Here is a 17080-nt window from a genome sequence, read left to right on the forward strand (position 1 = left end):
AAATATTAGTAAAATTATAATTCTATATTATATGTATATAGTTTTTATCTAATAATTTTATATAATAAAATGAATAAAAAACCAATTATTTTAGTCACAAATGATGATGGAATTGTCGCTCCAGGTATTAGAGCTCTTATTCATTTTATGAATCTTTTAGGAGAAGTATATGTAGTGGCTCCAAGCAAACCTCAATCTGGAGTAGGACATGGAATAACAATGAATACGGTATTATATTGTGATTCAGTTAAAATAGATAATGGAAATCAAAAAGAATGGAAATGTTCTGGAACTCCGGTTGATTGTGTTAAATTAGCAATTAGTGATATTCTTCCAAGAAAACCTGATATTTGTGTATCAGGGATTAATCATGGTTCAAATTCTTCTATAAATATTATGTATTCTGGTACTGTCTCTGCGGTACTTGAAGCTAGCATTGAAGGAATCCCATCTGTAGGATTTTCTCTTTTAGATTTTGATTGGAATGCTGATTTTGAACCATCAAAAAAATATGTATGTTATATTGTAAAAAAAATTCTTTATAATTCGATTACAGAAAAAAAAACAATAATCAGCTTGAATGTTAATATTCCTAAATTAAAAAAAGAACAAATTAAAGGAATCAGAATATGCAGACAAGCAAAGTCTAAATGGAAAGAAAGTTTTGATAAACGTTATAATCCTAAAGGAAGAACTTATTATTGGTTAGTAGGAGATTTTGTAAATTTTGATAAGAAAATAGATACAGATGAATGGGCATTAAAAAATGGATATGTATCCGTTGTTCCTATCCAGTTTGATTTAACAAATTATACTATATTAAATATTTTAAAATCTTGGAATTTGTTATTATTTTTTTTATTTAGCCTTTTCTAAATTTTAACGTTAAAATATATATTATAGTGTCATCTTTTTTAGAAGAATCTTTAAATCCCAAAAAAATTCAAGATTTTATTGGACAATATGAAATATTAGATAATCTAAAAATTTTTATTCAAGCGGCTAAAAAAAGAAAGGAAGCTTTAGATCATATTTTATTTCATGGACCTCCAGGATTAGGAAAAACAACCCTTGCTCATATAGTGGCTAATGAATTATGTGTGAATATAACTGTTACTTCAGGTTCTGTTTTAGATAAACCTGGAGACTTAGCTGGATTACTAATTCATTTAAAAATAAACGATGTAATTTTTATTGATGAAATTCATCGACTTTCTCCAATTGTCGAAGAATATTTGTACTCAGCTATGGAAAATTATCAAATCGATATTATTATAGATTCTGGATCTAATGCCAGATCAGTACAAATAGATTTGTCTCCTTTTACTTTAATTGGTGCAACGACACGATCAGGATTACTAACAGCTCCTATGCGTTCTAGATTTGGTATTAATTTTCGTCTTAGTTATTATGAAAAAGAATTATTAAATAACATTGTAAATCGTAGTGCAAAATTATTAAATATTCCAATTACGCAAGAGGCTTCTTATGAAATAGCAAATAGGAGTCGTGGGACTCCACGTATAGCTAATGCTTTATTACGTAGAATTCGAGATTTTGCACAAATTAAAGGAAATGGAACTATTGATATTAATATATGTAATTTAGGATTACAAGCTCTTAATGTAGATAAACATGGATTAGATGAAATGGATAATAGAATTCTATCATATATTATCAACCATTTTCAAGGAGGTCCTGTCGGAATCAATACAATAGCAACAGCCGTTAGCGAAAATTCTGATACTATAGAAGAAGTTTATGAACCTTTTCTGATACAAGAAGGATATTTAGTCAGAACCCCTAGAGGAAGAAAAGCTACAAAATTAGCTTATCAACATATAAAACAAAACTTTAAAAAAAAATAGATTAAAATGTTTTTTTATTATTATATATAAAAATTAACTTTGTTATTAAGAATCAAAATAGACAATCATGCCTTCAAATGTTATTGTTGGTCTCCAATGGGGTGACGAAGGGAAAGGAAAAATTACAGATTTACTTGCTAAAAATTCGGATTGTGTGATCCGTTATCAAGGAGGAAATAATTCAGGTCATTCTATTCATATCAAAAATCATTATTTCGTTCTTCATTTAATTCCTTCTGGAGTTATTTATTCTAATGTAAAATGTATTATTGGACCTGGAGTAGTAATTGATCCTCAATCTTTGATACAAGAAATCAAAAATTTGGAATCAATAGGAATCAATACATCTAAAGTTTTTTTAGCAAAAAGAGCACATATTACTATGCCTTATCATCGTTTATTAGACCGGTATCAAGAAGAATCTCTAGGAGATAAATCAATTGGAACTACACACAAAGGGATCGGTCCTACTTATGTAGATAAAATTTCTCGTACAGGAATTCGTGCTTTAGATTTATTAAATTTAGAAGTTTTTCGTCAAAAATTAAGGTACAACATTGATATTAAGAATCAAATGTTTACAAAAATTTTTAAAAAAAAACCTCTTTCTTTTCAATCTATTTATGAAGAATATATAGAATATGCAAAAATTCTTTCTGATCGTATTATAGATGCAGTTTATGAAATTCATGATGATTTTTATAAAAAAAAGAAAATTCTGTTTGAAGGAGCACAAGCTATGTTGTTGGATATTAATTATGGAACATATCCATATGTGACCACTTCTTCAACTTCTACAGGAGGAGTATGCATAGGATCTGGAATTCCTCCTAATTTTTTAGGAAATTTTATAGGAATAACAAAAGCATATTGTACTCGTGTAGGATTTGGTCCTTTTCCTACAGAAATAAAAGATGAAATTGGAGATATCATACGTCATAAAGGAAATGAATATGGAGCAACTACGAAACGTCCAAGACGATGTGGATGGTTGGATTTAATTGCACTTAAATATTCTTGTATGATTAATGGAATTAATTATTTAGTTATTACAAAACTGGATGTTTTAAGTGGATTTGATATTATTAAAACATGTGTAAAATACAAATATGATGATAAAATTATTCAATATTTTCCAGTGAATGGAAAAAAAAATGTAAAAGGAATTTATATAGATTTACCTGGATGGAAGCAAGATATATCTCATGTCCATAAGTACGAAGATTTACCAAATAATTGTAAAAAATACATTAAATTTATTGAGAACTATCTAAATATAGAAATTGTATTAATTTCTGTTGGATCGGAAAGAAATCAAAATATCATTAAAAATAAATCTTTGTTTTTTAGAATTTCTACTTATAATTAAATAGTGTGGTGTGAAAGAATATAAAAATCCTTTAATAGAACGATATAGTAGTAAAGAAATGTTATATAATTTTTCTCCAAGAAAAAAGTTTATAACTTGGAGAAAATTGTGGCTATATTTAGCAGAAATTCAAAAAGAATTAGGGATAAATATCAGCAATGAACAAATTATTGATTTAAAAAATCATTTAAATGATATCGATTGGGAAAGAGTTTCTTTTTATGAAAGAAAATTTAAACATGATGTTATGGCTCATTTATATGCTTTAGGAGAAAAAGCTGCTATAGCTAGACCTATTATTCATTTAGGAGCTACAAGTGCATTTTTAGGAGATAATACAGATATTATTTTAATTCGTGATGGATTGAATATTTTATTAAAAAAATTGATTAATATTATTTTTCGTCTTAGAAATTTTACTTTAGAATATCATAATATTCCTACTTTAGCTTTTACTCATTATCAACCAGCTCAATTAACTACTGTTGGAAAACGTTCTGCTTTATGGTTACAAAGTTTACTTTTAGATTTAGAGGAATTAGAATTTAGATTAGAAAATATTCATTTTAGAGGAGTTAAAGGAACTGTTGGGTCAGCAGATAGTTTCAAAAAACTATTTAATGGAAATTTACAAAAAGTCAAATATTTAGAAAAAAAATTATCAAAAAAATTTGGATTCAAAAATGTATTTTCCATTACAGGACAAACATATGACAGAAAAGTAGATGCTCAAATATTGAATTTATTATCTAACATATCTCAATCTTCTCACAAATTTAGTAACGATTTACGTTTATTACAAAACTTAAAAGAAATGGAAGAACCTTTTGAAAATGAACAAATTGGATCTAGTGCAATGGCTTATAAACGAAACCCAATACGTAGTGAACGTATGGCTTCTTTAGCTAAATATGTTATTTCTTTATCTAATAGTTCAGCTTTAGTTGCCGCGACTCAATGGTTAGAACGTACTTTAGACGATTCCGCAAACAGAAGATTAGTTATAGGACAATCATTTTTAGCAGTAGATTCTATTTTAATGATTTGGAACAATATATTAGAAAATATTGTTGTATATCCTAAAATTATTAATAGACATATAAAAGAAGAACTTCCTTTTTTAATCACTGAATATATTATTGTTGAATGTGTAAAAAATGGAGCAGATAGACAGGATATTCATGAAAGAATACGAATTCATGCTATGAAAACTAATAATAAAATTAAATTAGAAGGAATGGAAAATGATTTTATTAAACGTATTTTACATGATAAAAAAATACCAATTCATGAAGAAAAAATGAATCAAATTCTCAATCCTAAAAATTTGATAGGATTTTCTTCAGATCAAACTTTAGAATTTGTCGATTCAAAAGTAAATCCTATATTAAATCGTTTTTCCAATCTTATTGACATTGATAATAATATGGATCGAAAAGTTTAATAAATATATGAATAAATAAATAATAATGAATTTCAGAATTTATATACAAAAAAGAAGTCCTTTTGATATTGATTCTAGAAAATTATACGATGAATTAATAAATATGAATATCTCATTGTATAATGTAATTATTTATTATACATATGATATATTTAACATCAATGAAAAACTTTTTTTAGAAAGTTTGTCAAAAGTTTTTGTAGATCCAGTTACGGATATTTTGCACAAGAAAATACATTTGAATACTTCATATATCGAATTTTTTCCGGAAAAAAATGACGACAGAGCTGATGCAGCTATGCAATGCATAAAAGTCCTAAATCCAAAAAAATCTACTATGGTTTCTGTAAAAACTGGAAAATTAATTGAATTTATTGGTTTAAAAAAAAATCAAGATTTTGAAAAAATTAGAAAGTTTTATGTGAAATCATGTTCAAATTCAAATATAGAGAATAAAAAAAATAAGATAAAAGTTATAAGTAATTTTGTGAATTTTTCTATTGAAGAAATCAAAAAAATTCATAATACATGTAATTTTTCTATGAGTATTGATGATTTGCTATTTATACAGAAATATTTCAATGAAGAAAAGCGAAATCCAACACAAGAAGAATTACGTATATTTGATGTTTACTGGTCTGATCACTGCCGTCATACAACATTTTTTACAAAATTGGTCAATATATCTTTTTATGGCCCATTAAAAAAAACATATCAAAATATTTTTAGAAAATATTTAAAAAATCGAGATTTAATAGGAAGGTCAAAACATCCTATAAGTCTGATGGATTTGTCTAATCAACCTGCAAAAATTCTTTATAAAAAGGGAAAATTAAAGAATTATGTTTCATCAGATGAGCATAATGCGTGTATTATTATGATAGATGTAGATTTCACAGAAAATAAAAAAAAAGAAAAATGGTATTTATTATTTAAAAATGAAACTCATAATCATCCGACTGAAATAGACCCTTTTGGAGGAGCTTCTACTTGTGTAGGAGGAGCTATTCGTGATCCTTTGTCAGGAAGAGCTTTTGTTTATCAAGGAATCAGATTGAGTGGAGCTGCAGATCCTATTAATTCAAAAACATTTCATGGAAAATTACCACAATATAAAATTTGTCTCGAATCAGCTCGTGGTTATAGTTCTTATGGAAATCAAATCGGATTAGCAACAACTCATGTTCATGAAATTTATCATGATGGATATCAAGCTAAAAGAATGGAAATCGGTATGGTTGTTGGTGCGGTACCTGTTAATTTTGTTAAACAGGATAAACCAAAAAAAGGAGATATCATTTTGTTAATTGGAGGATTAACAAAAAAAGAAGGAATTGGAGGAGCTACAGATTCCTCTAATGAATATAATATTGATGATAAAAATTATATAAAACAAAAAGGAAATCCAATAGTAGAAAGAAAAATTCAAAGATTTTTCAGAAAAAAAAAAGTTATTTCTTTGATAAAAAAATGTAATGATTTTGGAGCAGGAGGAGCTTCTGTTGCTATAGGTGAACTAAGTGATAGTTTAGAACTTTATTTAGACAAAATTCCATTAAAAAATTCAGAAAATATAGATATTATAGAAATTGCACTTTCTGAATCTCAAGAACGTATGGCCGTAATATTAGATCCAAAAAATGTAAAAAAATTTATTCATTTCTCTCACGAAGAAAATATTGTGTCTGTCCCTATAGGAAAAATCACTAATAATAAACGTATCATTTTTTATTATAAAGAAAAAGAAATTTTTAATGTCAAAAGTTCTTTTTTAAATACAAAAGGATCTGATAAAGAGCAAACTGTTCATGTCTATTCTCCCACTTCAATTTCTCCCTTTAAAAAGTCAAAAAATATTTCTTTTAGTAAAAAAATATTTTTAAAAACTCTTTCTAAATTAAATATAGCTTCTCAAAAAAGTTTAGTAGAAATGTTCGATAGTACTGTAGGAGCAACTACAGTTTTAATGCCTTTTGGAGGAAAATATCAAATGACTCCATCTGAGGGAAGTGTACAAAAAATTCCTATTTTCAAAGGAAATACAAATACAGTAAGTTTAGTTTCTTGGGGGTTTCATCCTGAAATTTCTTCTTGGAGTCCTTTTCATGGAGGAGCTTATGCTGTTGTTGAATGTATTTCTAAAATTGTTTCTATGGGTGGAAATTATAGAAATACTTATTTTAGTTTTCAAGAATACTATCAAAAATTAGGAAATAATCCAAACAATTGGGGAAAACCTTTTTCTGCTTTATTAGGAGCTTATCATGCTCAAATGTCTTTAGAATTAGCTTCTATAGGTGGAAAGGATTCTATGTCTGGAACGTATAAAGATTTGCATGTTCCGCCAACATTGATCGTATTTGGCGTCTCTACAGGAGAGTGTTCTCATATCATATCTCCTGAATTTAAAAAAGTTGGAAATAAAATTTATTTGTATGATCATAATTCATTAAAAAATGAAATGCCAGATTTTCATTCTTTAAAAAAAGCTTATGACCAAGTTTATGAAGGAATTAGTTCAGGAAAAATTGTTTCTGTAAAAACAGTAAAAGATGGAGGGATTTCTGTTGCTCTTGCCAAGATGTCTTTTGGAAATCGTTTAGGAGCTGTTATTGATTATTACGATGATTTACTTGAAATAAATATAGGATCCTTAATCGTAGAATCTTCATCTAACATCTCAGATAGTAATTTTATTCTAATAGGAGAGATTATTGATGATCAATATTTAAATTTTAATGGAATATCTATTCACATAGATGAATCTATAAAAAATTGGGTAAAAACTTTTCATCCTATTTTTGGTGAAAAAGAAAAAACAGAAACTAAAATAGAAGAAAAAAATAATCTACAAAAAAACAAAAACAAGAAAAATAAAAAAGAAAATTCTTTCATATGGAAATGTCAATTCAAAAAAAAAGGGAAACCTCATGTTTTTATTCCTATATTTCCTGGAACAAATAGTGAATTTGAATCGATTCGTGCATTTGAAAAAGAAGGATCAATTGTAAAAACTTTGGTATTTAAAAATCTAAATGATAAAGACATTATAGAATCTATATTTTATTTTAAAAAACATATAGAATCCGTACAAATATTTATGCTTTGTGGAGGTTTTAGTGCTGGAGATGAACCAGATGGGTCTGCTAAATTTATTGTATCTATATTACATAATCCATACATTCAAGATGCTATTAAATATTTTCTTGATAAAGATGGATTGATTTTAGGAATTTGTAATGGGTTTCAAGGTCTAATAAAATCTGGATTGTTACCTTATGGTAAAATTTGTTTAAGAAATCATAATTATCCTACATTGACTTACAATAAAGTAAAAAAACATATATCCCAATGTGTTCATATTAAAGTTATTTCTGATCATTCTCCATGGTTAAATGGAATGAAAAATAAAATATATACTCTTCCCATATCTCACAGTGAAGGAAGATTTTATGCAAATCAAGATACAATCAATATTTTACTGAATAAAAATCAAATTGCCACGCAATATGTAGATTTGGAAGGAAATCCAAGTTTAGATAGATTATACAATCCGAATGGATCTGTTGAAGCGGTTGAAGGATTATTAAGTGAAGATGGTAAAATTTATGGAAGAATGACTCATCCGGAACGTTATGATCATGGATTATTAAAAAATATTCCTAATATTCATAAACATTCGATTTTTAAAAATGCAGTACAATATTTCTTATAAAAATTTAAATATAAATTATGAAAGTGGCTATATTTTTTGGAAGTCTTTCCGATAGATCAATTATGAAAATCACATCGGAAGTACTAAAAACATTTAACATCAGTTATAAATCTTATGTAATTTCCGCACATAGATTACCAGATATTTTATCAGAAACCATCAAAAAAGTAGAATCCGAAGGATCCGATGTCATTATTGCAGGAGCTGGATTATCTGCTCATTTACCTGGAATTATTTCTTCTAAAACAATTTTACCTGTAATAGGAGTCCCAATTCATTGTAATAATAATTATGGATCTTTAGGAGGAATTGATGCCCTTTTTTCTATGATACAAATGCCAAAAGATGTCCCCGTTGCTACAGTAGGAATAAATAATTCCTATAATGCAGCTTTACTTGCTATTCATATTCTAGCTATAAAATATCAAAATATTAGAGAATTATTGCTCAAATTCAGAATGAAAAAAAAAAAGAAATTGATAACTGAAATTAAGCAAAATTTATTATCATGAGCAGCTGCATTATTAAAAAAAATATTTTAATAGAAGGTAAAACAAAAAAAGTATATAATACTGATAATCCATTTGAAGTTATAATTCATCATACAGATAATATAACTGCTTTAGATGGATTAAAAAAAAGTTTTATACAAGATAAAGGAGTTTTAAATAATGAAATCACTACATTGATTTTTCAATTTTTAAATTCTTGTAATATTAAAACCCATTTTATCCGAAAAATAAACAATAGAGAACAATTATGTCATAAAGTAGATATGATTCCTTTAGAATTTGTTGTTCGTAATATTGTTTCTGGAAGTATGTCTCAACGTTTAGGAATAAAAGAAGGAATTAATTTATATGATCCTATTTTTGAAATATTTTACAAAAATGATAAATTAAAAGATCCCTTAATTAATGATTATCATGCAGTATTTTTAAAAATTGTTTCTCATGAAGAATTAAATACCATTTATAATATCACATCTCAAATCAATATTTTTATCAAAAAATACTTTTTTGATAAAAATATTATATTAGTCGATTTTAAAATCGAATTCGGGAAAAATTATAAAAATGAAATCGTATTGTCCGATGAGATCAGTCCAGATACTTGTCGTTTTTGGGATAAAAGAACAATGAAAAAATTAGACAAGGATTTATTTCGAAGGGGTTTTAAAGAAAAAGAAGAAGTATTTGATATATATATAGAAATATTAAAAAGGTTAAATGTAAGTTAAGTTAATACATTAATTAAAATAATGGAACAAAGATATTCTTTTTCCAAAAGAACAAAATAATGATATCTCAATTATTCACTTCTATTCTGGAAAATAATTATTACTTTGATAAGTTTCATGATGAATGTGGTATTTTTGGCATTTATTCTCCCGATAAAGTAGATACCTTTTCTTTAATTCAATTTGGTTTATTTGCATTACAACATAGAGGACAAGAAGCTTGTGGTTTTTCTGTTTTACGAGATGGATTTATTATATCACATAAAAGCGAAGGTCTTGTTTTAGATTTTTTCAGAAAAATTTCTAATTCTGAATGTTATCATGGAAATGCTGTAATTGGACACACTCGTTATTCTACAGAAGGAGGACAAAGCAAAAAAAATATTCAACCTTTTTTTGGTGAAAATACTTATGGTAGAAGTACAATATCTATTGTCCATAATGGAAATTTAGTCAATGCTGAATCTATTCGTAAAAAATTGGAATCTAAAGGAATAAATTTTATATCAGAATACTCAGATTCAGAAGTAATTTTACGTTTAATACAAAAATATTTATTAGAATTTGACAATAATTTAAAAAAAGCTATTCAAAAAACAACTATTGATATTAAAGGAGCTTATTCTGTTATTGTACTTATGGATAATAAAATAGCTGCATTTAGAGATCCAAACGGAATACGTCCTTTATGTTATGGAATGTTGAATGAAAATACTTACATATTTAGTTCTGAAACATGTGGAATAGATTCTGTTGGAGGATTTTATATTAGAGATTTATTTCCAGGAGAAATTATAATTGTGGATAATCAATCAACTCAATTTTATAAACTTACAGAAATGAAAAATTCAAAAAAAAGAATATGTTCTTTTGAGTACATTTATTTTTCTCGTCCTGATTCTTTAATTGAAAATGTAAATGTTTATGAAATTCGTGAAAAAAGTGGAGAAAAACTTTATGAACAATATCCAGTAAAAGCTGATGTAGTTATTGGAGTTCCAGATTCTGGAGTTCCAGCTTCTATTGGATATTCCAAAGCTTCTGGAATTCCTTTCAAACCTATTTTAGTAAAAAATAAATATATTGGAAGATCTTTTATTTTACCCAAACAAAAAATGCGGGAGAAAATGGTAAACTTAAAATTAAATCCTATATTAGATGAAATCAAAGGAAAACGTATTGTTATTATTGATGATTCTATAGTTCGTGGAACTACCAGTCGTAGATTGGTTTATATATTAAGAAAAGCAGGAGCTAAAGAAATTCATTTTAGAAGTGCTTCTCCTCCTATTATAGGTCCATGTTATTTAGGAGTAAATACTCCAAGTAAAAAAGATCTCATATCATATAATTATATTGATAAAAAAAATATAGCAAAAATTCTAAATGTAGATAGTTTAGAATTTTTAAGTATGGAGAATTTAATAGATATTCTTGGAAGTACTCATTATTGTTTTGGTTGTTTTACCGGAAATTATCCAGTTCAAAAAAAATGAAAAATATAAAATTAAAAAAAAGCAACATTGCGATTAGTAGTATTTTGGAAAAAACTTATAATAAAATGGTTATAAGTACATTAGATCATTTTTCAGGATTTTATAAAATATATGAATTTGGATACAAAGAACCTATTTTAGTATCTGGAGTTGATGGAGTTGGAACCAAACTACGTTTGGCTATAGACTATAAAAAATATGATGTAATTGGAAAAGATTGTTTTGCAATGTGTGCAAATGATGTTTTATGTCATGGAGCCATTCCTTTATTTTTTTTAGATTATTTAGCTTGTGGAAAATTAAATTCTACTATTATAGAAAAAATTGTACAAGGAATAGCAATTTCCTGCAAAAAAACAAATACTTGTCTGATTGGAGGAGAAACTGCGGAAATGCCTGGTATTTATAAAGAAAACGATTATGATATAGCTGGATTTTGTGTAGGAGTTGTAGAAAAAAATCATCTTATAGATGGGAAGAAATTAATTAATGAAGGAGATATTTTAATAGGACTTCCTTCATCAGGTGTACATAGTAATGGTTTTTCTATGATTCGAAATATTTTTTCTACAGAAGATTTTACGATATATTTTCAAAAAAAACCATTTTATGAAACACTTTTAACCCCAACTAGAATTTATCATTTTCCTATTCATATTTTATTAAAAAAATTTTTAATTCACGGATTAGCTCATATTACTGGAGGAGGAATTTCAGATAATTTATATCGAATCATTCCAGAAAATTTATCAGCTGTAGTAGAAAAAGAAAAAATTCCGATTCAACCTGTTTTCAATTACATTCAAAAAAAAGGAAATATATCAGAATGTAAAATGTGGAATACTTTTAATATGGGAGTAGGAATGATTATAGTAATTTCTATGAAAGATAAATGTTCTATTTTAGAGAAACTTTCTCTATTAGGAGAAAAACCTTTTGTTTTAGGGTATATTGTAAAAGGAAATAAAAAAGTATTTTTGAAATAATAAATCTTTTCATGAAAAGAATCGCTATTTTAGTTTCTGGAAAAGGGACCAATATGCAACATATTTTACAAGCAATCAAAAGCGGTTTGCTTTATAATTTTATGATAAATATAGTAATTTCTGATAGATGGTGTCAAGCCATTCAATGTGCATTAGAAAATGATATCCCTGTACTTTCTTTAATAAAAACTAAAAAAAAATTTCTTTCTAAAGAAATAGACAATATATTGATAAGATATATTCCAAATATTATAGTTCTTTCAGGATTTCTTTCCATACTTGATACAGATTTTTGTGAAAAATGGTTAAATAAGATTATAAATATTCATCCTTCCTTATTACCTAAATATGGAGGAAAAGGAATGTATGGAATGAAAGTACATCAAGAAGTTATAAAAAATAAGGAGAAAATATCAGGAGCTACAGTTCATTATGTTACAAAAAATGTGGATTTAGGAGATATAATTTTGAAAAAAACATGTCAAATTGATTCAAAAGAAACTCCTATTTCTTTATCAGAAAAAGTTTCTATAATAGAAAAAGAAATATTAATTCAATCTATTAACCAACTTTTATGTTAGTTAATAATACTAAAAAATGTACTTAAAAAATAATTAATTAGTAGTATGTATTATGAAAAGAGCTTTAATTAGTGTTTATGAAAAAAATGAAAAATTGTTTGATTTCGTGAGTTTTTTGAATCAAAAAGGATATCAAATTGTTTCTACAGGAGGAACTTTTCAATATTTTGTAAAAAAAGGATTATCAAATATCATCAATATATCTGATTTAACTTCTTTTTCTGAAATTTTAGATGGAAGAGTAAAAACTCTTCATCCTAATATATATATAGGGATTTTAGCTAATCGTTCCATAGAAGAACATATGAAATATGTTCTTCATTATAATATTAATCTTATTGATATTGTATTAGTGAATTTTTATCCATTCTTTGAAAAAATACATAAAAATTATTCTACTAAAGAATTAATAGAATTTATTGATATAGGTGGACCTTCTATGCTTAGAGCAGCTGCTAAAAATTTTTTACATGTCACGGCTATTACAGATAATAATGATTATAAACTAGTTCAAAATGAAATTGAACATTATGGATTTCCTTCCTTAAAATTAAGGAAAAAATTGGCAGGAAAAGCATTTAATTTTACTTCTTATTACGATTCTTCTATTTCTCAATATCTTTTAGATGAAAAATTTCCTATTTATTTACATTCTTCTTATGAAAAGAAAATGAATCTCCGTTATGGAGAAAACCCTCATCAAAAAGCAGCTTATTACGTTAATACAATTCATGAAGGAGCCATGCGAAATTTTCATCAATTGCATGGAAAAAAGTTATCATTTAATAATTTAAGAGATATGGATATAGCGTGGAAAGTTGTTACTCAATTTTCTGAACCTGCTTGTTGTACAGTAAAACATTCGACACCTTGTGGTGTCGCATTAGGCAGAAATATTATTGAGGCATTTCAAAAAACATATTATGCTGATCCTATTTCTTCTTTTGGAGGAATAATGGCTGTGAATGTACCAATTACAAAGGAACTCGCAAAAGAAATTAATCACATTTTTTTAGAAGTTATTCTTTCACCGAGTTATGAAACAGATGTTTTAAATATTTTAAAAATCAAAAAAAATATTAGAATTATTAGTATCAACGAACCTATTTCAGATCAACTAGAATATGTCCAAATAGATGGAGGAATTTTAGTACAAGAATCAGATTATTTTTTTCCTTATGGAAAAAATTACAAAATAGTTACTAAAAAAGAATTTAGTGATCAAGAACTAAAATCTTTATTTTTTGCTCAAAAAGTAGTAAAATATGTAAAATCTAATGCGATTGTTGTAGCTAAAGGAACGCAAACTTTAGGTATTTCTGGAGGTCAAACTAACAGAATTTGGGCAGCTCGTCAAGCTATAGAAAGAGCTGTAGAAAAAAGTCAGGATGGATTAGTTCTCGTATCTGATGCTTTTTTTCCTTTTCGAGATGTTGTAGATGAAGCGGCTCGTTTTGGTGGAATACGTGCAATTCTTCAACCAGGTGGATCTATACGGGATGAAGAATCTATAAAAGCTTGTGACGATTATGGAATAGCAATGGCTTTTACTGGGGAAAGACACTTTAAACATTAAAAATCATGAAAATTTTAATTCTTGGAGGAGGAGGACGTGAACATGCTATAGGTAAAAAATTATTGGAAGATGATCCTTCAATAGATCTTTATTTTTATCCTGGAAACGGAGGAACAAGTATAATAGGAAAAAATATTGAAAATCATCATACTGTATTAGATTTAGGTTTTTTTTCTAAAAAAAATACAATAGATATAACTATTGTAGGATCAGAAGTTTTTTTATTGAAAGGTGTTGTAGATATTTTTCAAAATTTTGGATTAAAAATAGTTGGACCGCATTACCTAGCGGCTAAACTTGAAGGAGATCGAATTTTTGCGAAATCTTTTATGAGGAAATATGGAATTCGTACTCCTAAATATAAAATTTTTTATTGTTATGAAAAAGCAATTAATTTTTTAAAAAAAAACACAAATTCTATAGCTATTAAAACTAACGGAATAGCTGCTGGAAAAGGAGTTTTTTTGACTCATAATCCAAATGACGCAATAGAAGTATTACAAAATATTATGATCAAGAAAAAATTTGGAGAATCTGGAAATCAGATTATTATAGAAGAATTTTTAAAAGGAAACGAAGCTTCGATTATAGCTTTTTTTAATAAAAAAAATATAATTCCTTTTTTATCGGCTAAAGACTATAAAAAAATTGGTGAAAATGAACAAGGATTAAATACAGGAGGAATGGGCGCGATTGTTCCTAATCCACATATGAAAAATTCGATTTGGATAGACTTTAAAAAAAATATTTTAGAACCTACTTTAGAAGGATTAATTATAGAGAAATTAACCTTTTTTGGATTCATATATTTTGGATTAATGATTAGTCATAACAAAGTTTATTTATTAGAATACAATACTCGTATCGGAGATCCTGAGGCTCAAACTTTATTTCCATTAATGAAAAGTAATTTTCTAAATGTTATTCAATCTTCTTTTCAGAAGAAAGAAATATTTTTTGATTGGAAAAAATTATGTTCTTGTTGCGTAGTTTTATCATCTGTAGGATATCCTGAAAAATATGAAAGTGGAAAAATTATAACAGGATTAAATTCTTTACAAGAACCTTTTTATATTGCTGGAGCAAAAAGAGAACAAGAAAAATGGATTACATCAAGTGGACGAGTAATTAACATAGTAGAAACAGGAAATACGATTCAAGAAGCTAGAAAAAAAGCTTATGATAAGGTTAAAAAAATTCAATTTGATAATTTATATTTCAGAAAAGATATTGGTTTATAATTTAACAGCATAAAAAAAAAATGAAAAAAGATTTTATACTCATATTAGATTTTGAATCTCAATATAGTCATATGATTGCTAGAAGAATTAGAGATGTAGGAGTATATACTTTGTTATATCATTATAATGATATTTCTATATCTCATATAATTTCAAAAAAACCTAAAGGATTGATTCTATCGGGAGGACCTTATTCTGTTTATGAAAAAAATTCTCCATTAATATCAAAAAAATTTTTTCAAATGAATATTCCTATATTCGGTATTTGTTATGGGATGCAACTTATTTCTTTTCTTTTTGGAGGAGAAATAAAAAAATCAAAATACAAAGAATATGGAAAATCTAACTTTATCATAGATCATTTAAATCATAGTTTATTTCATGGTATTCCCGATCAATCAATTGTTTGGATGAGTCATTTTGATGAAGTCAAAAATATTCCAACAGAATTTCAAGTAATTGGACATACATCATCTTGTCATATTGCAGCCATGAGTCATATTAGTAAAGATATTTATGCAGTTCAATTTCATCCAGAAGTAAAAAATACAGAATATGGAGTATCTATGTTAAAAAATTTTGTTTTTCATATTTGCAAATGTAATTCAAATTGGAAACTCAATCATTTTGTTCAAAAAACGATAAATGATATTAAACAACGTGTTAATAAAAAAAAAGTTTTATTAGGTTTTTCTGGAGGGATAGATTCTTTTGTAACTGCTTATATTATTCATAAAGCTATTGGTAATTCTTTAAGTTGTATTTTTGTAGATACAGGATTATTACTGAAAAACGAAAAAGAAAAAATTTTTTTTTTATGTCAAAAAATGAATTTTGACATAAAAATAATAGATGCTAAAAACCGTTTTTTATCTAAACTAATTGGAATTGTGGATCCTGAAAAAAAGAGAAAAGTAATAGGAGAAGAATTTTTCTCTATTTTTCAAGAGGAATCGAAAAAAATTGAAAATGTTGAATTTATAGCACAAGGGACCATTTATTCAGATGTTATTGAATCTTCTGTTTATTTAAAAAAAAATTCTATAAAATCTCATCATAACGTAGGAGGATTACCGAAAGAACTGAAAAAATTCAAACTTATAGAACCATTAAAAGAATTATTTAAAGATGAAGTAAGAGAGATAGGAGAAAAATTAGGGATTTCAAAAGAAATTTTATATCGTCATCCATTCCCTGGCCCAGGTTTCGGTATTCGTATTATTGGAGAAATTAATGAAAAAAAAATTTCCATTTTAAAAGAAGCAGAAAATATTCTTTCGCAAGAATTAAAAAATTACGATATATACAATTCAGTGAGTCAAGCTTTTATTGTTTTACTTCCTGTAAAATCTGTAGGAATTAAAGGTGATAAACGATCATATGAATATGCAGCTATCTTACGTGTAATGAATACTGAAGATTTTATGACTGCTACTTTTTCACATTTATCTTATGATTTTTTAGAAAAAGTTTCAAATAGAATTACTAATGAAGTTGATGGAATTAATCGAATTGCATATGATATTACTTCTAAACCGCCATCTACTATTGAATGGGAATGATT

The 17080-nt window shown here is 26.5% G+C and carries 13 protein-coding genes; all 13 read left to right on the forward strand.

The features are described 5' to 3' along the window. Positions 1–69: 69 nt before the first annotated feature. The 13 genes from surE to guaA all read left to right on the forward strand — a co-directional run bounded on the left by surE (position 70) and on the right by guaA (position 17078). Positions 70–876 carry a 5'/3'-nucleotidase SurE gene (surE, locus tag H0H55_RS00750; protein ID WP_185861398.1) on the forward strand — a complete coding sequence of 269 codons (807 nt, stop codon included), beginning with the start codon at positions 70–72 and terminating at the stop codon, positions 874–876. A gap of 26 nt (positions 877–902) precedes the next feature. Then, positions 903–1868, forward strand: a complete 966-nt coding sequence (gene ruvB, locus H0H55_RS00755; protein WP_185861399.1) for a Holliday junction branch migration DNA helicase RuvB — start codon at positions 903–905, stop codon at positions 1866–1868. Between the two features lie 67 nt (positions 1869–1935). Beyond that, on the forward strand, positions 1936–3237 hold the full coding sequence (locus H0H55_RS00760; protein ID WP_185861400.1) for an adenylosuccinate synthase: 1302 nt from the start codon (positions 1936–1938) through the stop codon (positions 3235–3237). A gap of 10 nt (positions 3238–3247) precedes the next feature. Further along, positions 3248–4681: an adenylosuccinate lyase gene (gene purB, locus H0H55_RS00765; protein WP_185861401.1), complete on the forward strand. Its 1434-nt coding sequence runs from the start codon at positions 3248–3250 to the stop codon at positions 4679–4681. A gap of 25 nt (positions 4682–4706) precedes the next feature. Beyond that, on the forward strand, positions 4707–8396 hold the full coding sequence (locus tag H0H55_RS00770) for a phosphoribosylformylglycinamidine synthase (protein ID WP_185861402.1): 3690 nt from the start codon (positions 4707–4709) through the stop codon (positions 8394–8396). 17 nt (positions 8397–8413) lie between these two features. After that, complete coding sequence (gene purE, locus H0H55_RS00775) at positions 8414–8908, forward strand: 5-(carboxyamino)imidazole ribonucleotide mutase (RefSeq protein WP_185861403.1); 495 nt, start codon at positions 8414–8416, stop codon at positions 8906–8908. Continuing rightward, on the forward strand, positions 8905–9636 hold the full coding sequence (gene purC / locus H0H55_RS00780) for a phosphoribosylaminoimidazolesuccinocarboxamide synthase (RefSeq protein WP_185861404.1): 732 nt from the start codon (positions 8905–8907) through the stop codon (positions 9634–9636). Before purE ends, purC begins: the two co-directional genes overlap by 4 nt. A gap of 59 nt (positions 9637–9695) precedes the next feature. Then, positions 9696–11132: an amidophosphoribosyltransferase gene (purF, locus tag H0H55_RS00785; protein WP_185861405.1), complete on the forward strand. Its 1437-nt coding sequence runs from the start codon at positions 9696–9698 to the stop codon at positions 11130–11132. Then, complete coding sequence (gene purM, locus H0H55_RS00790) at positions 11129–12118, forward strand: phosphoribosylformylglycinamidine cyclo-ligase (protein WP_185861406.1); 990 nt, start codon at positions 11129–11131, stop codon at positions 12116–12118. Before purF ends, purM begins: the two co-directional genes overlap by 4 nt. An 11-nt stretch (positions 12119–12129) precedes the next feature. Continuing rightward, positions 12130–12699: a formyltransferase family protein gene (locus tag H0H55_RS00795; protein ID WP_185861407.1), complete on the forward strand. Its 570-nt coding sequence runs from the start codon at positions 12130–12132 to the stop codon at positions 12697–12699. Between the two features lie 52 nt (positions 12700–12751). Next, positions 12752–14275 carry a bifunctional phosphoribosylaminoimidazolecarboxamide formyltransferase/IMP cyclohydrolase gene (gene purH / locus H0H55_RS00800; protein ID WP_185861408.1) on the forward strand — a complete coding sequence of 508 codons (1524 nt, stop codon included), beginning with the start codon at positions 12752–12754 and terminating at the stop codon, positions 14273–14275. A 5-nt stretch (positions 14276–14280) separates the two neighbouring features. After that, a complete protein-coding gene (purD, locus tag H0H55_RS00805) occupies positions 14281–15516 on the forward strand; it encodes a phosphoribosylamine--glycine ligase (protein ID WP_185861409.1) in 1236 nt (411 codons plus the stop codon). A gap of 20 nt (positions 15517–15536) precedes the next feature. Then, positions 15537–17078, forward strand: coding sequence for a glutamine-hydrolyzing GMP synthase (gene guaA, locus H0H55_RS00810; RefSeq protein WP_185861410.1), 1542 nt, complete (start codon positions 15537–15539; stop codon positions 17076–17078). Positions 17079–17080 lie beyond the last annotated feature (2 nt).

This window comes from Blattabacterium cuenoti (assembly GCF_014251795.1).
Lineage (GTDB): Bacteria > Bacteroidota > Bacteroidia > Flavobacteriales > Blattabacteriaceae > Blattabacterium > Blattabacterium cuenoti_AB.